This is a genomic window from Streptomyces violaceusniger Tu 4113 (assembly GCF_000147815.2).
GTDB lineage: Bacteria > Actinomycetota > Actinomycetes > Streptomycetales > Streptomycetaceae > Streptomyces > Streptomyces violaceusniger_A.
Genome location: NC_015957.1, coordinates 9,124,002 through 9,145,704, shown reverse-complemented (window position 1 = coordinate 9,145,704; position 21,703 = coordinate 9,124,002). Strand labels below are relative to the sequence as shown.

Annotated in this window: 1 protein-coding gene; it reads left to right on the top strand. The window is 72.5% G+C overall.

What is annotated here, in order from left to right; all coding sequences use genetic code 11:
* Positions 1-11 precede the first annotated feature (11 nt).
* Positions 12-21,686, top strand: a complete 21,675-nt coding sequence (locus tag STRVI_RS37540; RefSeq protein WP_014060786.1) for a type I polyketide synthase — start codon at positions 12-14, stop codon at positions 21,684-21,686.
* Positions 21,687-21,703: the final 17 nt, after the last annotated feature.

Here is a 21,703-nt window from a genome sequence, read left to right as displayed (position 1 = left end):
GGGACGGCGTAATGGCGACGGCGAACGAAGAGAAGTACCTCGATTACCTCAAGCGGGCCACCACCGACCTGCGCGAGGCGCGGCGGCGGCTGCGCGAGGTCGAGGAGCGTGAGCAGGAGCCGATCGCCATCGTGGCGATGAGCTGCCGCTACCCCGGCGGGGTCAGCACCCCCGAGGAGCTGTGGGAGCTCGTCGCCCGCGGCGGCGACGCGGCCACGCCGTACCCCACCAACCGTGGCTGGGCCACCGACGTCCTCTTCGAGCCGGACCCGGACAGCGGCCAGGAGCCGTACGTCCACGAGGGCGGCTTCCTGCACGACGCGGCCGACTTCGACCCCGCGTTCTTCGGCATCTCGCCGCGTGAGGCGCTGGCCATGGACCCGCAGCAGCGGCTGCTGCTGGAGACCTCCTGGGAGGCGTTCGAGCGCGCGGGCATCGACCCGACCTCGCTCCAGGGCAGCCAGACCGGCGTGTTCGCGGGCGTGATGTACCACGACTACGCCTCCCGGCTGTTCTCCGCGCCCGAGGACGTCGAGGGCTTCCTCGGCAACGGCAGCTCCGGCTCCATCGCCTCCGGCCGCGTCGCCTACACCTTCGGCCTGGAAGGGCCGGCCGTCACCATCGACACGGCCTGCTCCTCCTCCCTGGTCGCCCTGCACTTCGCCGCCCAGGCGCTGCGCCGCCGGGAGTGCTCGCTGGCCCTGGCCGGCGGTGTCACGGTGATGTCCACCCCCGGCACCTTCACCGAGTTCAGCCGCCAGCGCGGACTCGCCGCCGACGGCCGCTGCAAGTCCTTCGCGTCGGCCGCTGACGGCACCGGCTGGGGCGAAGGCGCCGGCATGCTGCTGCTGGAGCGGCTCTCCGACGCCCGCGCCAACGGCCACCAGGTGCTCGCCCTCGTCCGCGGCAGCGCCATCAACCAGGACGGCGCCAGCAGCGGGCTGACCGCGCCGAACGGCCCCTCGCAGCAGCGCGTCATCCGCCAGGCCCTGGCCTCCGCCCGGCTCTCCGCCGGGCAGATCGACGTGGTCGAGGCCCACGGCACCGGCACCACGCTCGGCGACCCCATCGAGGCGCAGGCCCTGCTCGCCACGTACGGGCGCAACCACACCGAGGACCAGCCGCTCTGGCTGGGCTCCATCAAGTCCAACATCGGCCACACCCAGGCCGCCGCGGGTGTCGCCGGCATCATCAAAATGGTCATGGCGATGCGCCACGGGACGCTTCCGCGGACCCTGCATGTCGACCAGCCCACCCCCAACGTCGACTGGTCGGCCGGGGCCGTCTCGCTGCTGACCGAGGGACGCGCCTGGCCCGACACCGACCAGCCGCGCCGGGCCGCGGTGTCCTCGTTCGGCATCAGCGGCACCAACGCGCACACCATCCTGGAGCAGGCGCCCGAGCCGGACGCCGAGGAGCCGCAGACCGCGAAGACGGCCGACGACGGCGCCCCCGCCGAGGCCCGCGCCGCCGCCGCGCTGCCGCTGTGGACCGTGGCGGCCAAGAGCCGCCCCGCGTTGCGCGCCCAGGCCGCGAACCTGCGCGCCCACCTCGACGCCCACCCCGAACTGCGCCTCACCGACGTCGGCTTCTCGCTGGCCATCGGCCGGGCGGCCTTCGACCACCGGGCGGCGATCGTCGCCGACGACCGCGAGGGCCTGATACGAGCCCTCGACGCACTCTCCCGCGAGGAGCCCGCGACCGGGCTGGTCGAGGGCAAGGTCACCGGTGGCAAGGTGGCGTTCCTGTTCACGGGGCAGGGGAGCCAGCGGCTGGGGATGGGGCGTGAGCTGTACGACGCCTATCCGGTGTTCGCGGAGGCGCTGGACGCGGTGTGCGCGGAGCTGGACGCGCACCTTGAGCGTCCTTTGAAGGACGTGCTGTTCGGGGCCGATGCGGAGGCGCTGGACCGGACGGGGTTCACTCAGCCCGCGTTGTTCGCGGTTGAGGTGGCGTTGTTCCGGCTGGTGGAGGCGTGGGGGCTGCGGCCCGACTTCCTCTCCGGGCATTCGATCGGTGAGCTGGCCGCCGCGCATGTGGCGGGTGTGTTGTCGCTCGCGGACGCGGCGAAGCTGGTGGCCGCGCGTGGCCGTCTGATGCAGGCGCTTCCGGCCGGTGGCGCGATGGTCGCGGTGCAGGCGTCGGAGGACGAGGTGACGCCGCTGCTCACCGAGCGCGTCTCGATCGCCGCCCTCAACGGCCCGACCTCGGTGGTCATCGCGGGCGATGAGGACGCGGCGCTGGAGATTGCGGCCTCGTTCGAGGCGCAGGGTCGGAAGACGAAGCGGCTCACGGTCAGCCACGCGTTCCACTCGCCGCGTATGGACGGCATGTTGGACGCGTTCCGTGAGGTGGCGCGGGGGCTGTCGTACGAGGCTCCGAAGATTCCGATCGTGTCGAACCTGACCGGTGGCGTGGTGTCCGCCGACGAGATCACGAGCCCCGACTTCTGGGTGCGCCACGTCCGCGAGGCCGTCCGCTTCCTCGACGGCGTACGGACGCTGGAGGAGCGCAACGTCACGAAGTTCGTGGAACTGGGCCCGGACGGTGTGCTCACCGCCATGGCCCAGGACTGCCTGACCCGCGACGACGCCACCCTTGTGTCCGCGCTGCGCTCCGGCCGCCCGGAGCTCCAGAGCCTGGCCGCCGCCGTCGCCGGGGCCCATGTCCACGGTGTCTCCCCGGACTGGGCCGCGGTGTTCGCCGGGGCGGACACGGCCCGCACGGACCTTCCGCTCTACCCCTTCCAGCGCGACACCTACTGGCTCGACACCGGCTACTGGGCGGGCGACATGGTGTCCGCCGGGCTCGGCGCGGCCGACCATCCGCTGCTCGGTGCCGCAGTGGCGCTCGCCGACTCCGACGGTTTCCTCTACACCGGCCGTCTCGCCCTGGACACCCATCCGTGGCTGGCCGATCACGCGGTGGCGGGCTCGGTGCTGCTGCCCGGCACGGCCTTCGTGGAGCTGGCGATCCGCGCCGGTGACCAGGTCGGTTGCGATCTGCTGGAGGAGCTGACGCTGGAGGCGCCGCTGGTGCTTCCCGAGGTGGGCGGTGTCCAGCTCCAACTGTCGGTGGGCGCGCCCGATGCTTCGGGACGCCGCTCGCTGACGGTGTACTCACGGTTCGAGGACGCGGCCGTCGACGAGCCGTGGGTGCGGCATGCGTCGGGTGTGCTGGGCTCGGGCGCGCGCGCGGCGTCGTTCGACCTGGCGGCCTGGCCTCCGGCGGGGGCCTCGGAGCTGCCCGTCGAGGGTCTGTACGAGGGTCTGGCCGAGGCGGGGTTGGCGTACGGCCCGGTGTTCCGGGGGCTGACGTCTGCGTGGCGGGTCGGTGGCGAGGTCTTCGCGGAGCTGGAGCTGCCGGAGGAGGCGCGGGCGGAGGCGGGTGCGTTCGGTCTGCATCCGGCGTTGCTGGATTCGGCGCTGCATGCGGTGGGTCTTGGTGGTCTGATCGAGGGTGCGGACGGGGCGCGGCTGCCGTTCGCGTGGGCTGGTGTGTCGTTGCACGCGGTGGGTGCTTCGGTGCTGCGGGTGCGGTTGTCGTCGGCTGGTGCGGATGCGGTGTCGTTGGCGGTGGCCGATGGCGCGGGGCGTGCGGTGCTGTCGGTGGATTCGCTGGTGCTGCGGCCGGTGTCCGTCGAGCAGATCCAGGGCGCGCGGGGTGGCCGTCAGGAGTCGCTGTTCCGGCTCGACTGGGCCGAGGTGTCCGCCCAGGGCCCGGCGGGACGCTGGGCGCTGCTGGGATCCGACGCGCTCGACCTGGCGTCGACCGGGCAGCGGTTCGACACCTACGCCGACCTGGACGCGCTGGCCACGGCGGTCGAGTCCGGCGCGGCGCTGCCGGATGACGTGGTGGTCGGCCTGCCCTTGAACCTTGCGGCACCGCACGCCGCCGCGGCTTCCCAAGCCGGTCCGACGGGTGCGGCAATTCAAGCCCGTCCGGCGTTTGAGGACACGCCCGAAGGGCGTCTGGGGTCCTGGGGCTTGCCCCGCCACGCGGCGGAGCCGCATATCGATGCTGCGGGAAGGGGCGGGACAGGGGAAAGCTCCTCACCCGCCGACGCGGTGCACCGCGCCACCGCCCAGGCGCTGAGCCTGCTGCAACAGTGGCTGAATGACGACCGCTTCACGAACTCGCGCCTGGTCCTGCTGACCTCGGGTGCCGTGGCCGCCGGTGCCGACGAGCCGGTGGCCGATCCGACCCATGCCGCCGTCTGGGGCCTGGTGCGCTCCGCCGAGTCGGAGAACCCCGGCCGGTTCGTCCTGGTCGACGTCGACGGCGTGGCCGATTCGCTGAGGGCGGTGCCGGACGCGCTGGCGTCGGGTGAACCGCAGGTGGCCGTACGGGACGGGGTGCTGCGGGCACCGCGGCTGGCGCGGGCCGCCGTCGCGAGCCCGGGCTCCGGGGACGACGCGCCGGAGTTCGACGCCGACGGCACGGTGCTGGTCACCGGTGCGAGCGGCACGCTGGGCGCTCTGTTCGCCCGCCACCTGGTGGCCGAGCGTGGCGTGCGGCGTCTGCTGCTGGTGAGCCGCCGTGGTGGCGAGGCTCCGGGCGCGGCCGAACTCGGCACGGAACTGGCCGAGTCGGGTGCCGAGGTGCGGTGGGCGGCGTGTGATGTCGCCGACCGTGGCGCGCTGGCCGAGGTGCTGGAGGCGATCCCGGCCGGACATCCGCTGACGGCCGTGGTGCACACGGCCGGTGTGCTGGATGACGGTGTGATCGGTTCGCTGACGCCGGAGCGGCTGGCGCGGGTGCTGCGCCCGAAGGTGGACGCGGCCTGGAACCTGCATGAGCTGACCCGCGACCTCGACCTGTCCGCGTTCGTTCTCTTCTCCTCCGCCGCCGGTGTCTTCGGCGCCGCCGGACAGGGCAACTACGCCGCCGCCAACGCCTATCTGGACGCACTCGCCCAGCACCGTACGGCGCTCGGCCTGCCCGGAACGTCCCTGGCCTGGGGCCTGTGGGCCACCGAATCCGGTGGTATGGCCGGTGAGCTGGACCAGGCCGATGTGTCCCGGATGAGCCGGGGCGGCGTCGCCGCGCTCGCCACCGATGAGGGCAAGGAACTGTTCGACGCGGCCGGACGGGCGGGCGAGGCCCTGCTCGTCCCGGTGCGGCTGGACCTGGCCGCGGCACGGGCCGAGGCGGCGTCCACCGGTGTGGTGGCCCCGCTGATGTCCGGGCTGGTGCGCGTCCCGGCACGGCGTACGGCGGAGGGCTCCGCCGGAACGGGCGCCCTGGCGCAGCGGCTGGCCCGCTTGAACGAGACCGAGCAGTTGGAGACGCTGCTGGAGCTGGTCCGTACCCAGGTCGCCGCTGTCCTGGGCTATGGCACCGCCGACTCCGTCGACCCCGACCGCGCCTTCCGCGACCTGGGCTTCGACTCGCTGACCGCCGTCGAACTGCGCAACCGCCTGAACGCGGTCACCGGGATGCGGCTCCCCGCCACCCTGGTCTTCGACTATCCGACCTCCCTCGTCCTGGCCGAACACCTCCGGGACGAACTGGCGGGCACCGGCGCCCAGTCGGGCCTGCCCGTCCGGGCCGTGGGCGCCATCGACGACGAGCCGATCGCCATCGTCGGCATGAGCTGCCGCTTCCCGGGCGGGGTGCGCACCCCCGACGACCTGTGGCGGCTGCTCTCCGCCGGCCAGGACGCGATCTCCGGCTTCCCCGTCGACCGTGGCTGGGACCTGGACGCGCTCTACCACCCGGACCCGGAGCACCCCGGCACCTCGTACACCCGCGAGGGCGGTTTCCTCCACGACGCCGCCGACTTCGACCCCACCTTCTTCGGGATCTCGCCCCGCGAGGCGCTGGCGACGGACCCGCAGCAGCGGCTGCTGCTGGAGACGTCGTGGGAGGCGTTCGAGCGCGCGGGCATCGACCCGGCCACGCTGCGCGGCAGCCGTACCGGTGTGTTCGCGGGCGTCATGTACCACGACTACGCCACGCTGGTGGAGCAGGCCCCGGACGGCGGCGGTGAGGGCGCGATCGGCTCCGGCAGCACGGGCTCCATCGCCTCTGGCCGCGTCGCCTACGCCCTCGGCCTGGAAGGCCCGGCCGTCACGGTCGACACGGCGTGCTCGTCGTCGCTGGTGGCGCTGCACTGGGCGATGCAGGCGCTGCGCTCGGGCGAGTGCACGATGGCGCTGGCCGGTGGCGTCACGGTGATGGCGACGCCCGGCACGTTCGTCGGCTTCAGCCGCCAGGGCGGCCTGTCCGCCGACGGCCGCTGCAAGGCGTTCTCGGCGGACGCGGACGGCACGGGCTGGGCCGAGGGCGCGGGCATGCTGCTGGTCGAGCGGCTGTCGGACGCGCGGAAGAACGGTCACCCGGTGCTGGCCGTGGTGCGCGGCAGCGCGGTGAACCAGGACGGTGCGTCCAATGGTCTGACGGCGCCGAACGGCCCGTCCCAGCAGCGCGTGATCCGGCAGGCGCTGGCCACCGCCGGGCTGTCGGTCGGCGATGTGGACGCGGTCGAGGCGCACGGTACGGGCACGACGCTGGGCGACCCGATCGAGGCGCAGGCGCTGCTCGCCACGTACGGCCAGGAGCGGGACGCGGAGCGGCCGTTGCTGCTCGGCTCCATCAAGTCCAACATGGGCCACACTCAGGCCGCCGCCGGTGTCGCGGGTGTGATGAAGATGATCCTCGCCATGCGGCACGGGGTGCTTCCCAAGACCCTGCACACGGCCGAGCCGTCGCCGCATGTGGACTGGTCGGCGGGCGCGGTCTCGCTGCTGACGGATGAGGTGGAATGGCCGGAGACCGGCCGCCCGCGTCGCGCGGGTGTGTCGTCGTTCGGCATCAGTGGCACCAATGTGCACACCATCATCGAGCAGGCGCCGGAGGTGGAGGCGGCGGAGGCTCCGGCGGCTCCCACTGTCCCGCCCGCCGTGGTGCCGTGGGTGCTGTCGGGGCGGGATGCGGCCGCCCTGCGGGATCAGGCCGGGCGGCTGGTGGCGCATGCGACGGACCGGCCCGAGCTGGACGCGGTCGACCTGGGCTACTCGCTGGCGACCGGCCGATCGGCGTTCGACCACCGTGCGGTGGTGGTGGCCGAGGACCGGGATGGGCTGCTGAAGGCTCTGGGGGCGCTGGCCGAGGGACGTCGCGCTGCGGCGCTCGTTCAGGGTTCGGTGGCCGGTGGCAAGGTGGCGTTCCTGTTCACGGGGCAGGGGAGTCAGCGGCTGGGGATGGGTCGTGAGCTGTATGACGCCTATCCGGTGTTCGCGGAGGCGCTGGATGCCGTCTGCGATGAGCTGGACCAGCACCTTGAACGGCCGCTGAAGGACGTCCTGTTCGGGGATGATGCTGACGCGCTGCATCAGACGGGGTTCACTCAGCCTGCGCTGTTCGCGGTTGAGGTGGCGCTGTTCCGGTTGGTGGAGGCGTGGGGGCTGCGTGCGGACTTCCTGTCGGGGCACTCGATCGGTGAGCTGGCCGCCGCGCATGTGGCAGGTGTGTTGTCGCTGGCGGACGCGTGCCGGTTGGTGGCTGCGCGTGGCCGTTTGATGCAGGAGCTTCCGGCCGGTGGCGCGATGATCGCGGTGCAGGCGTCGGAGGACGAGGTGACGCCGCTGCTGACCGAGCGGGTGTCGATCGCCGCGCTCAACGGGCCGACGGCGGTCGTGATCGCGGGTGATGAGGACGCGGCGGTGGGGATCGCGGCGTCGTTCGAGGCGCAGGGTCGGAAGACCAAGCGGCTCACGGTCAGCCATGCGTTCCACTCGCCTCGCATGGACGGGATGCTGGACGCGTTCCGTGAGGTGGCGCAGGGGCTGACGTACGAGGCTCCGCGCATCCCGATCGTGTCGAATCTGACCGGTGGCGTGGTGGCCGCCGAGGAGATCACGACGGCCGACTTCTGGGTGCGCCACGTCCGCGAGGCCGTCCGCTTCCTCGACGGTGTGCGGACCCTTGAGGCGCAGGGCGTGTCCACGTTCGTCGAGCTGGGTCCGGACGGTGTGCTCACCGCCATGGCCCAGCAGTGTGTGACCGGCGAGGACGCCGCGTTCGCCGCCGTGCTGCGCAAGGACCGTCCCGAGGCCAAGACGCTGACCACCGCCGTCGCCCGGGCGCATGTCCGTGGTGTGGCGGTCGACTGGGACGCCGTCTTCGGCGGTACCGGCGCGGCTCGGGTCGAGCTGCCGACGTACGCCTTCCAGTACGCGCGCTACTGGCCCGAGCTCCCGGCCGCTGCCCTCGGCGGTACGGCCGGGCTGGGGCTGGCGACCGTCGACCATCCGCTGGTCGGGGCCGCCGTGCCGCTGGCCGGTGGCGAGGGGCTGCTGCTCACGGGCCGACTGGGGCTCGACACGCATCCGTGGCTGGCGGACCACGCCGTGATGGGTTCGGTGCTGCTGCCGGGAACGGCCTTTGTGGAGCTTGCGGTTCGCGCGGGTGACCAGGTCGGTTGTGATCAGGTCGAGGAGTTGACGCTGGCGGCGCCGTTGGTGCTTCCGGAGGTGGGAGGCGTTCAGCTTCAGCTCTCGGTGGGTGCGCCGGATGGGTCCGGTCGTCGTGGGTTCGAGGTGTACTCGCGGTTGGAGGACGCGCCCGCCGATGAGCCGTGGCTGCGCCATGCCTCGGGTGCGCTCGTGGAGGGCGCCCCGACGCCGTCGTTCGACCTGAGCGCATGGCCGCCGGCGGGTGCGACGCCGGTTGCGCTCGATGGTCTGTATGAGGGCATGGCGGGCCTGGGGCTGGTGTACGGCCCGGTGTTCCGGGGGCTGACGTCCGCGTGGCGGGTCGGTGGCGAGGTCTTCGCGGAGCTGGAGCTGCCGGAGGAGGCGCGGGCGGAGGCGGGTGCGTTCGGTCTGCATCCGGCGTTGCTGGATTCGGCGCTGCATGCGGTGGGTCTTGGTGGTGTGATCGAGGGTGCGGACGGGGCGCGGCTGCCGTTCGCGTGGGCTGGTGTGTCGTTGCACGCGGTGGGTGCTTCGGTGCTGCGGGTGCGGTTGTCGTCGGCTGGTGCGGATGCGGTGTCGTTGGCGGTGGCCGATGGCGCGGGGCGTGCGGTGTTGTCGGTGGATTCGCTGGTGTTGCGTCCGGTGTCGGCCGAGCAGATCAGCGGTGCGCGGGGCGGTCGTCGGGACTCCCTCTTCCGCCTGGAGTGGGTCGGCCTGCCCGCGACCGTGTCCTCCGCCCCCGTGCCGACTGCCCGCTGGGCGGCGCTCGGTTCGGGCGACCTCGGGCTCGGGGCGGTTGGTGCCGAGATCGCGACGTACGCGGATCTGGCCGCGCTGACCGAGGCGGTCGCGGCGGGTGGTGAAGCGCCTGAGCTGGTGTTCGTCTCGCCGTCCGCCGAGGGCGGCGAGGGCGGCGAGGATGTGGCGGGTGCGGCGCACCGGGCCACCGCCGAGGCGCTGTCGCTGGTCCAGGCGTGGCTGGCCGATGAGCGGTTCGCGGATGCGCGTCTGGTGGTGCTGACCTCGGGCGCCGTGGCCGCCGGCGCGGAGGAGTCGCTGGACGATCCGGCCCGGGCGGCGGTGTGGGGTCTGCTGCGCTCGGCGCAGTCGGAGAACCCGGAACGCCTTGTGCTCGTCGACCTCGACGGCCAGGACGCGTCGTTCCGTACGCTGCCCGCCGCGCTCGCCTCGGGCGAGTCGCAGCTTGCGCTGCGTGCGGGCGAGGTGCGGGTGCCGCGCCTGGCGCGGGCCGACGCTGCGGGCTCGGGCTCCGGGGACGATGCGCCGGAGTTCGATGCCGAGGGCACGGTCCTGGTGACCGGTGCGAGTGGCACGCTGGGCGGTCTGCTGGCCCGCCACCTGGTCGTGGAGCGTGAGGTTCGGCATCTGGTGCTGGTGAGCCGCCGTGGCGGCGAGGCTCCGGGTGCGGCCGAACTCGGCACGGAATTGTTCGAGTTGGGTGCCGAGGTGCGGTGGGCGGCGTGTGATGTCGCCGACCGTGACCAGTTGGCCGAGGTGCTCGGGGCGATTCCGGCCGAGCGTCCGCTGACGGCCGTGGTGCATACGGCCGGTGTGCTGGATGACGGTGTGATCGGTTCGCTGACGCCGGAGCGGTTGGCGCGGGTGCTGCGTCCGAAGGTGGACGCGGCGTGGAATCTGCATGAGCTGACCCGCGATCTCGACCTGTCGGCGTTTGTGCTCTTCTCGTCCGCTGCTGGTGTCTTCGGCAATGCGGGGCAGGGCAACTACGCCGCCGCCAACGCCTTCCTGGACGCCCTCGCCCAGCACCGCCGGGCACACGGCCTGGCCGGTACCTCGCTGGCCTGGGGCCTGTGGGCCGACTCCAGCGGGATGACCGGTGAGTTGGACGACGCGGATGTGTCCCGGATGAGCCGGGGCGGTGTCCTCGCGCTGTCCGCCACCGAGGGTCTGGAGCTGTTCGACGTCGCGGGCCGCCTCGGTGAGGCGCTGCTGGTGCCGATGTCGCTGGACATGGCCGCGCTTCGGGCGCAGGCGGCCGGCGGTGCGCTGGCGCCGCTGTTCCGTGGGCTGGTGCGGGTTCCGGCGCGGCGTGCGGCGGAGGGTGCGGCGGCGTCGGGTGCGCTGGCGCGGCGGCTCGCCGGGCTGGACGCGGCCGAGCAGCTCGATGTGCTGCTGGACCTGGTCCGTACGAACGTCGCGACGGTGCTCGGATACGCCGGTCCGGAGACGGTTGACCCCGACCGCTCCTTCCGTGAGCTGGGCTTTGACTCGCTGACGGCGGTGGAGTTGCGGAATGCGCTGGGTGCGGTGAGTGAGCTGCGGCTGCCCGCGACGCTGGTCTTCGACTACCCGACGCCGATGGTGTTGGCGGAGTTCCTGCGTGCTGAGGTGGTCGGTGCGGCTGCCGCTGTGTCGGGGCCGGTTGTGGTGGCGGCTGCGGATGATGAGCCGATCGCGATTGTGGGGCTGGGCTGTCGTTATCCGGGTGGGGTGGAGACTCCGGAGGATCTGTGGCGGCTGGTCATGGAGGGCCGGGACGCGATCTCGGAATTTCCGACCGACCGTGGCTGGGACCTCGGGGCGCTCTACCACGCGGACCCGGACCACAGCGGTACGAGCTACGCCCGTGAGGGCGGCTTCGTGGAGGACGCCGGCCACTTCGACCCGAGCTTCTTCGGTATCTCGCCGCGTGAGGCCCTTGCGATGGATCCGCAGCAGCGGTTGCTGCTGGAGACGTCGTGGGAGGCGTTCGAGCGGGCCGGAATCGATCCGGGTGTGCTGCGCGGCAGCCGTACCGGTGTCTTCGCGGGCGTCATGTACCACGACTACGCCTCGCTGCTGGAGCGGGTGCCGGAGGGCGTCGAAGGCTTCCTCGGTACGGGTAATGCGGGGAGTGTGATTTCGGGGCGGTTGGCGTACACGTTCGGTCTTGAGGGGCCGACGATTACGGTGGATACGGCGTGTTCGTCGTCGTTGGTGGCGTTGCATCTGGCGGTTCAGGCGCTGCGGAACGGTGAGTGTTCGCTGGCGCTCGCGGGCGGTGTGACGGTGATGGCGACTCCGTCGCCGTTTGTGGAGTTCAGTCGTCAGCGTGGGCTTGCGGGGGATGGTCGGTGCAAGGCGTTCTCTGCTGATGCGGATGGCACGGGGTGGTCCGAGGGTGCGGGCATGCTGCTGGTGGAGCGGCTGTCGGATGCGCGGAAGAACGGGCATCCGGTGCTGGCGGTGGTGCGTGGTTCCGCGATCAACCAGGATGGTGCGTCCAATGGTCTGACGGCGCCGAACGGCCCGTCGCAGCAGCGGGTGATCCGTCAGGCGTTGGCGAATGCGGGTCTGTCGACTGGTGATGTGGACGCGGTGGAGGCGCACGGCACGGGTACGTCACTGGGTGATCCGATCGAGGCGCAGGCGCTGATGGCCACGTATGGCCAGGGGCGGGATGCGGAGCGGCCGTTGCTGCTCGGTTCCATCAAGTCGAACATGGGTCATACGCAGGCTGCTGCCGGTGTCGCGGGGATCATCAAGATCGTGATGGCGATGCGGCATGGTGTGTTGCCGCGGACGTTGCACGCGCAGGAGCCGTCGCCGCATATCGACTGGTCGGCGGGTGCGGTGTCGTTGTTGCAGGAGTCGGTGGAGTGGCCGGAGGCTGGTCGTCCCCGGCGGGCGGCGGTCTCGTCGTTCGGCTTCAGCGGCACCAACGCACACACGATCATCGAGCAGGCCCCGGCCATCGAGGACGAGGCCCCGGGCGAGGTGGCGACCGCGCCTGGCGTGACGTCGTGGCCGCTGTCGGCGAAGACGGCCGACGCGCTGCGTGCGCAGGCCGTGCGGCTCCGTTCCTACCTGGACGAGCGGCCGGAGATCGCACCGGCCGACCTCGGCTACTCGCTCGCGACCACGCGCGCCGCGCTGGACCACCGTGCGGTGCTGGTGGCCGACGACCGCGAGGGTTTCCTGCGCGGTCTGGACGCCCTGGCACGCGGCGAGTCCGGCGCGGAGGCGATCCAGGGCTCGGGCGCCGCTGTCGGCAAGGTGGCGTTCCTGTTCACCGGGCAGGGCAGCCAGCGGCTCGGCATGGGCCGTGAGCTGTACGACGCCTACCCGGCGTTCGCCGAGGCGTTGGACGCGGTCTGCGACGCGCTGGACGCGCATCTCGAGCAGCCGCTGAAGACGGTGCTGTTCGGCGACGATGCGGAGGCGCTGGACCAGACCGGGGTCACCCAGCCCGCGCTGTTCGCGGTCGAGGTGGCGCTGTTCCGGCTGGTGGAGACCTGGGGGCTGAAGGCGGACTTCCTCTCCGGTCACTCGATTGGTGAGTTGGCCGCCGCGCATGTGGCGGGTGTGTTCTCGCTCGCGGACGCGGCGAAGCTGGTGGCCGCGCGTGGTCGTCTGATGCAGGAGCTTCCGGCCGGTGGCGCGATGATCGCGGTGCAGGCTTCGGAGGACGAGGTCACGCCGCTGCTCACCGAGCGGGTCAGTATCGCCGCGCTCAACGGACCCACCTCCGTGGTCATCGCTGGTGACGAGGACGCGGCTCAGGAGATCGCCGCGTCGTTCGAGGCGCAGGGGCGTAAGACCAAGCGGCTCACGGTCAGCCATGCGTTCCACTCGCCGCGTATGGACGGCATGTTGGACGCGTTCCGCGAGGTCGCGGAGGGGCTGACCTACGAGGCCCCGCGCATCCCGATCGTCTCCAACCTCACCGGGACCGTCGTCTCCACCGAGGAGATCACGACCCCCGACTTCTGGGTGCGCCACGTCCGCGAGGCCGTCCGTTTCCTCGACGGTGTCCGCACGATGGAGGCCCAGGGCGTCACCACGTACGTCGAACTCGGCCCTGACGGTGTCCTCACCGCCATGGCCCAGGACTGTGTGACCGGCGAGGACGCCGGATTCGCCGCCGTGTTGCGGGCCGGCCGGCCCGAGGCGCGGGCGGTCCACGCCGCCATCGCCCGGGCGCATGTCCGTGGTGCGGCGGTGGACTGGGAGGCGGTCTTCGCCGGTACGGGTGCGGCTCGGGTCGAGCTGACCGACCTGCCGACGTACGCCTTCCAGCGCCGCCGGTACTGGCCCCAGGCGTCGGCGTACGGCGTCGGCGGCACGGCGGGGCTCGGACTGGCCGCCGCCGACCACCCGCTCGTGGGCGCCGTCGTACCGCTCGCGGGCGGCGATGGGCTGCTGCTGACCGGGCGGATCTCGGCGCAGACGCATCCGTGGCTGCTCGACCACGCCGTGATGGGTTCGGTGCTGCTGCCGGGAACGGCCTTTGTGGAGCTTGCGGTTCGCGCGGGTGACCAGGTCGGTTGTGATCAGGTCGAGGAGTTGACGCTGGCGGCGCCGTTGGTGCTTCCGGAGGTGGGAGGCGTTCAGCTTCAGCTCTCGGTGGGTGCGCCGGACGATTCCGGTCGTCGTGGGTTCGAGGTGTACTCGCGGTTGGAGGACGCGCCCGCCGATGAGCCGTGGCTGCGCCATGCCTCGGGTGCGCTCGTGGAGGGCGCCCCGACGCCGTCGTTCGACCTGAGCGCATGGCCGCCGGCCGGTGCGACGCCGGTTGCGCTCGATGGTCTGTATGAGGGCATGGCGGGCCTGGGGTTGGCGTACGGCCCGGTGTTCCGGGGGCTGACGTCCGCGTGGCGGGTCGGTGACGAGGTCTTCGCGGAGCTGGAGCTGCCGGAGGACGGGCAGTCCGAGGCGGGTGCGTTCGGTCTGCATCCGGCGTTGCTGGATTCGGCGCTGCATGCGGTGGGTCTTGGTGGTCTGATCGAGGGTGCGGACGGGGCGCGGCTGCCGTTCGCGTGGGCTGGTGTGTCGTTGCACGCGGTGGGTGCTTCGGTGCTGCGGGTGCGGTTGTCGTCGGCTGGTGCGGATGCGGTGTCGTTGGCGGTGGCCGATGGCGCGGGGCGTGCGGTGTTGTCGGTGGATTCGCTGGTGTTGCGTCCGGTGTCGGCCGAGCAGATCAGCGGTGCGCGGGGCGGCCGTCAGGACTCCCTCTTCCGCCTGGAGTGGACCGAGTTCGCGGCCGAGACGGATGCGCGGATCGGCAGCGGCTGGGTGGTGCTCGGCTCCGAGGCGCTGGAGCGCGGTCTCTCCGGCTCGGACGTGGCCGCGTACGCGGATCTGGCTGCGCTGGGCGCGGCGATCGAGTCGGACGCGGCAGTGGCCGATGAGGTGCTCGTCGACTTCTCGTCCGACGGGGACGGCGGCCCGGCCGCCGTGCACCAGGCCACGGCCAGGGCGCTGGAGCTGATCCAGACCTGGCTGGCCGATGAGCGGTTCGCGGATGCGCGGCTGGTCGTGCTGACCTCGGGCGCGGTGGCCACCGAGGCCGCCGAGCCGGTGGCGGACCTTGCGGGTGCCGCCGTATGGGGTCTGCTGCGCTCGGCGCAGTCGGAGAACCCGGGCCGGTTCGTCCTGGTCGACGTCGATGGTGCGGCCGATTCGCTGTCGGCGGTCGCGGGTGCGCTGGAGTCCGGCGAACCGCAGGTGGCCGTACGGGACGGGGCGCTGCGGGCGCCGCGTCTGGCGCGGGCCGCCGTGGACACCGAGCAGCCGCTCGATGTCGATGCCGAGGGCACGGTGCTGGTCACGGGTGCGAGTGGCACGCTGGGCGGTCTGCTGGCCCGCCACCTGGTGGCCGAGCGTGGCGTGCGGCGTCTGCTGCTGGTGAGCCGTCGTGGCGACCAGGCACCGGGCGCGGCCGAACTCAGCTCTGAGCTTGCCGAGTTGGGCGCGAGCGTGCGTTGGGCGGCGTGTGATGTGGCGGACCGGGACGCGCTCTCCGCGACCCTGGCCGCCATTCCCGCCGACCATCCGCTCACGGCGGTCGTCCACACGGCCGGTGTGCTGGATGACGGTGTGATCGGTTCGCTGACGCCGGAGCGGTTGGCGCGGGTGCTCCGTCCGAAGGTGGACGCGGCGTGGAACCTGCATGAGCTGACCCGCGAACTCGACCTGTCGGCGTTCCTGCTCTTCTCGTCCGCCGCCGGTGTCTTCGGCAACGCGGGGCAGGGCAACTACGCCGCCGCCAACGCCTACCTGGACGCCCTCGCCCAGCACCGCCGGGCACACAGCCTGGCCGGTACCTCGCTGGCCTGGGGCCTGTGGGCCGACTCCAGCGCGATGACCGGTGAGTTGGACGACGCGGATGTGTCCCGGATGAGCCGGGGTGGCGTCGTCGGGCTCTCCGCCACCGAGGGCCTGGAGCTGTTCGACGCCGCGTACCGCACGGACGAGGCGCTGCTCGTGCCCGTCCGGTTGGACCTGGCCGTGCTGCGTGCCGAGGCGGCGTCGGCCGGTGTGGTCGCGCCGCTGCTGCGTGGGCTGGTGCGGGTTCCGGCGCGGCGTGCGGCGGAGGGTGCGGCGGCGTCGGGTGCGCTGGCGCGGCGGCTGGCCGGTCTGAGCGAGGCCGAGCAACTCGACGCCCTGCTGGAGCTGGTCCGTACGCAGGTCGCCGCCGTACTCGGCCATGACTCGCTGGACACCGTCGAACCGCATCGCTCCTTCCGTGAGCTGGGCTTTGACTCGCTGACGGCGGTGGAGTTGCGGAATGCGCTGGGTGCGGTGAGTGAGCTGCGGCTGCCCGCGACGCTGGTCTTCGACTACCCGACGCCGATGGTGCTGGCGGAGTTCCTGCGCGCTGAGGTGGTGGGTGCGGCGGCTGCCGTGGCGGGGCCGGTTGTGGTGGCGGCTGCGGATGATGAGCCGATCGCGATTGTGGGGTTGGGTTGCCGTTATCCGGGTGGGGTGGAGACTCCGGAGGATCTGTGGCGGCTGGTCATGGAGGGCCGGGACGCGATCTCCGAGTTCCCCACCGACCGTGGCTGGGATCTGGATGGGCTCTACCACCCGGACCCCGACCACCCGGGCACCTCGTACTCCCGCGAGGGTGGGTTCGTCGACCGGGCGGGCCACTTCGACCCGGCGTTCTTCGGTATCTCGCCGCGTGAGGCCCTTGCGATGGATCCGCAGCAGCGGTTGCTGCTGGAGACATCGTGGGAGGCGTTCGAGCGAGCCGGAATCGCCCCGGGTGTGCTGCGCGGCAGCCGTACCGGTGTCTTCGCCGGTGTGATGTACCACGACTACGCCTCCTCGCTTCCGGCGCTTCCGGAGGGCGTGGAGGGATTCGTCGGTACGGGTAATGCGGGGAGTGTGATTTCGGGGCGGTTGGCGTACACGTTCGGTCTTGAGGGGCCGACGATTACGGTGGATACGGCGTGTTCGTCGTCGTTGGTGGCGTTGCATCTGGCGGTTCAGGCGCTGCGGAACGGTGAGTGTTCGCTGGCGCTCGCGGGCGGTGTGACGGTGATGGCGACTCCGTCGCCGTTTGTGGAGTTCAGTCGGCAGCGTGGGCTTGCGGGGGATGGTCGGTGCAAGGCGTTCTCGGCTGATGCGGATGGCACGGGGTGGTCCGAGGGTGCGGGCATGCTGCTGGTGGAGCGGCTGTCGGATGCGCGGAAGAACGGGCATCCGGTGCTGGCGGTGGTGCGTGGTTCCGCGATCAACCAGGATGGTGCGTCCAATGGTCTGACGGCGCCGAACGGCCCGTCGCAGCAGCGGGTGATCCGTCAGGCGTTGGCGAATGCGGGTCTGTCGACTGGTGATGTGGACGCGGTGGAGGCGCATGGCACGGGCACCAGTCTTGGTGATCCGATCGAGGCGCAGGCGCTGATGGCCACGTATGGCCAGGGGCGGGATGCGGAGCGGCCGTTGCTGCTCGGTTCCATCAAGTCGAACATGGGTCATACGCAGGCTGCTGCCGGTGTCGCGGGGATCATCAAGATCGTGATGGCGATGCGGCATGGTGTGTTGCCGCGGACGTTGCACGCGCAGGAGCCGTCGCCGCATATCGACTGGTCGGCGGGTGCGGTGTCGTTGTTGCAGGAGTCGGTGGAGTGGCCGGAGGCTGGTCGTCCCCGGCGGGCGGCGGTCTCCTCGTTCGGCTTCAGCGGCACCAACGCACACACGATCATCGAGCAGGCCCCTGGGCTCGAACCGGCCGAGGCTCCCACCGCCCCGGTCGCCCAGCCGTCCGTTCTGCCGTGGGTGCTCTCCGGAAAGAGCACCGACGCGCTGCGCGCCCAGGCCGGGCGGCTGCTCGCCGATGTCGAGGGGCGGCCGGAGCTGTCGCTGACCGACCTGGCGTACTCGCTCGCGACCACGCGCGCCGCGCTGGACCACCGTGCGGTGGTCGTCGGCGGGGACAGGGCCGGGCTGGTCTCGGGTCTGGAGGCGCTGGCACATGGCGAGTCGGCGCCCGGGCTCACCGAAGGCGCGGTGGCGGACGGCAAGGTGGCGTTCCTGTTCACCGGGCAGGGCAGCCAGCGGCTCGGCATGGGCCGTGAGCTGTACGACGCCTACCCGGTGTTCGCCGAGGCGTTCGACGCGGTCTGCGATGAGCTGGACGGGCACCTTGAACGGCCGCTGAAGACGGTGCTGTTCGGCGAGGACGCCGAGGCGCTCGACCAGACCGGGGTCACTCAGCCCGCGCTGTTCGCGATCGAGGTGGCACTGTTCCGGCTGGTCGCGACCTGGGGGCTGAAGGCGGACTTCCTCTCCGGCCACTCCATCGGTGAGCTGGCCGCCGCCCATGTGGCGGGTGTCCTCTCCCTCGCGGACGCGGCGAAGCTGGTGGCGGCGCGTGGCCGCCTGATGCAGGAACTGCCTGCCGGTGGCGCGATGATCGCCATCCAGGCGTCGGAGGACGAGGTCACACCGCTGCTCACCGACCGCGTGAGCGTCGCCGCGCTCAATGGGCCCACCTCCGTCGTCATCGCGGGCGACGAGGACGCGGCCGAGCGGATCGCGGCGGACTTCGAGGCGCAGGGGCGTAAGACCAAGCGCCTCACCGTCAGCCACGCGTTCCACTCCCCGCGCATGGACGGGATGCTGGACGCGTTCCGCGAGGTGGCCGAGGGCCTGACCTACGAGGCGCCCCGCATTCCGATCGTCTCCAACCTCACCGGGACCGTCGTCTCCGCCGAAGAGGTCACGACCCCCGACTTCTGGGTGCGCCACGTCCGGGAAGCCGTCCGCTTCCTCGACGGTGTCCGCACCCTCGAAGCCCAGGGCGTCACCACCTACCTCGAACTGGGCCCCGACGGTGTCCTTACCGCCATGGCCCAGGACTGTAGGACCGGCGAGGACGCCGCGTTCGCCGCCGCGCTGCGCAAGGACCGCACCGAGGCCGAGACCCTGACGGCCGCCATCGCCCGGGCCCATGTCCGTGGTGTGGCAGTCGACTGGGCTGCGTTCTTCGCGGGGACCGGCGCCCAGCGCACCGAGCTGCCGACGTACCCCTTCCAGCGCGAGCGCTACTGGCTGGAGGCTCCCGCCGGAGCCGTGGGCGACGTGGTCTCGGCCGGTCTCGGCGCGGCCGATCACCCGCTGCTGGGCGCGGCGGTGGATCTGCCCGACTCCGAGGGCTTCCTCTTCACGGGCCGGCTCTCGCTCCGTACGCACCCCTGGCTCGCCGACCACGCCGTCATGGACACCGTGATGCTGCCCGGTACGGCCCTGGTCGAGCTGGCGGTCCGCGCCGGTGACCAGGTCGGTTGCGATCTGCTGGACGAGCTGACCCTCGAAGCGCCGCTGATCCTTCCGGAGCGCGGCGGGGTGCAGCTTCGGGTCGCCGTGGACGAGCCCGACGGCCCCGACGGGCGGCGCGCGCTGACCGTCTACTCGCGGCTGGAGGACGCCGCCGACGAGCCGTGGATCCGGCATGCCTCCGGTGTGCTCACGGTCTCCGGCTCTTCCTCCGCCGACACCGTGGAATGGCCCCCGGCCGTCGCCACGACCACCGACCTCGAACCGCTCGACGTGGACGGGCTGTACGACGGCTTCGCCGCGCTCGGCCTTGCCTACGGGCCGGTGTTCCAGGGGCTGCGGGCCGCCTGGCGGCGCGGGGACGAGGTGTTCGCCGAGGTGGCGCTCGACGAGGACCGGCAGGGCGAGGCCCGTGCGTACGGGCTGCACCCGGCGCTGCTGGACGCCGCGCTGCACACGGTGGCGCTCGGCGGGTTCTTCCCGGCCGAGGAGGCGGGCCGGGCCCGGTTGCCGTTCTCGTGGGATGCCGTACGGCTGCACGCGGTCGGCGCGACCGCGCTGCGGGTGCGGGTCTCCCCGGCCGGGCAGGGCGCGGTGGCGCTGGAGATCACCGACGAGGCCGGTGCCCCCGTGGTGTCGGTCGGCTCGCTGGCGCTGCGGCCGCTGGACGCCGAGCAGTTCACGGCTGCCCGTACCGCACACCACGAGGCGCTGTTCCGTCTCGACTGGGCCGCGCTGCCCGCGCCCGCCGAGCCGCAGCGGCCGGAGGACACCGCCCTGTGGGCCGTCCTGGACGGCACCGGCGGCGATCTGAAGATCACGGCCGCGCTGACGGACGCGGACACCGGTATCGAGGCCGAGACCTACGCGGGGCTCTCCGCGCTCGCCGAGGCGGTCGAGGCCGAGGGGATCGCGCCCGACGTGGTCCTCGTGCCGTGCCTGCCCGACCTGGGCACGCCCGGGGACACCGCGGGCGCCGCGCACACCGTCGTCCGGCGGACGCTGGCGCTGGTCCAGGAGTGGATCGCCGACGAACGGTTCGCCGACTCCCGGCTGGTCCTCCTCACCCGTGGCGCCGTGGCCGTGACCACCGGCGACGGCACCGGAGCCGAAGGGGCACAAGGGCCCGAAGGGGCCGAGGGTGTGGACGACCTGACCCACGCCGCCGCCTGGGGCCTGGTGCGGTCGGCGCAGGCCGAGCACCCGGGCCGGTTCGTTCTGGCAGATGTCCACGGCGACCCGGCCACCGCCACCGGCACCGCCACCGGAGCCGCCAACGGCTGGCTCCCCGCCCTGGTGGCGGGATTGCGCACGGACGAGCCCCAGCTTGCCGTACGCGCCGGGACCGTCCACGCACCCCGCCTCGCGCGGGTGGCGGCCCTGGACGAGGCGGCCGTGCCCGGTCTCGACCCGACGGGCACCGTGCTGATCACCGGCGCGTCCGGCACCCTGGGCGGGCAGCTCGCCCGCCATCTGGTGACCGAGCGCGGCGCCCGTCACCTGCTGCTGACCAGCCGCCGTGGCGCGGAGGCGGCGGGCGCCGCCGAACTGGCCGCCGAGCTGGGCTCGTTGGGTGCCGAGGTCACCTGGGCGGCGTGCGACGCGGCCGACCGGGACGCGCTCGCCGGCCTCCTGGCGGACATCCCCGCCGACCACCCCCTCACCGCCGTGATCCACGCGGCGGGCGTCCTGGACGACGGGATCATCGAATCCCTCACCCCGGAGCGTGTCGAGCGGGTGCTGCGGCCCAAGGTGGACGCGGCGTGGAACCTCCACGAGCTGACCAGCGACAGCGACCTCTCCGCCTTCGTCCTGTTCTCCTCGGCGGCCGGAGTCTTCGGCAACCCGGGGCAGGGCAACTACGCGGCGGCCAACACCTTCCTGGACGCCCTCGCCCAGCACCGCCGCGCCCAGGGCCTGCCCGCGGTCTCCCTGGCCTTCGGCCTGTGGGAGGACGACGGCGGCATGGCCGCGACCCTCGCCGACGCCGACCGGCAGCGGATGAGCCGCGGCAGCATGGGCGCGCTGAGCAACGCCGAGGGCCTGGCCCTGTTCGACGTGGCCGCCCTCGCCGGACACGCGGTGCTGATCCCGGCCGCCCTGGACATCGCCGCCCTGCGCGCCCAGTCCACGGGCGGGGTCGCCCCGCTGCTGCGCGGGCTGATCCGCACCCCCGTACGGCGGGCCGCGGCCGGTGGCGGCGGGGCGGACGAGGCGGCGGGCATCGCCGAGCGGCTCGCGGGCATGTCCGCGGCCGAACGGGACCGCTTCCTGCTCAACCTGGTCTGCGGCCAGGTGGCCACCGTGCTCGGCTACGGCAGCGCGGCGGCGATCGAACCCGGCGCGGCCTTCAAGGAGCTGGGCTTCGACTCGCTCACCGCCGTCGAACTCCGCAACCGGCTGGGCGCGGCCACCGGGCTCCGGCTGCCCGCCACGCTGATCTTCGACTACCCGACCCCCGACGCCCTGACCGACCATCTGCGCGCGGAACTCCCGCATGGGGACGGCGGCGGCCCGTCGGTGTTCGGCGAACTCGACCGTCTGGAAGCCGCCCTGGCGGTGGCCGCCGACGACAGCGTCACCCGCTCCAGGATCACCATGCGTCTCCAGGCGCTCCTGGCGAAGTGGAACGACGCCCAGGAAGCGACCGCAGACGGCGACACCGACGACCACGACCTCGAATCCGCGACCGACGATGAGCTCTTCGATCTGCTCGACGACGAACTCGGCTCCTCCTGAACGGGAGCGTTCTGAAC

Excerpts from the sequence above, each read along its gene's own strand:
- STRVI_RS37540 (WP_014060786.1), top strand. The coding sequence starts at position 12 with ATGGCGACGGCGAACGAAGAGAAGTACCTCGATTACCTCAAGCGGGCC.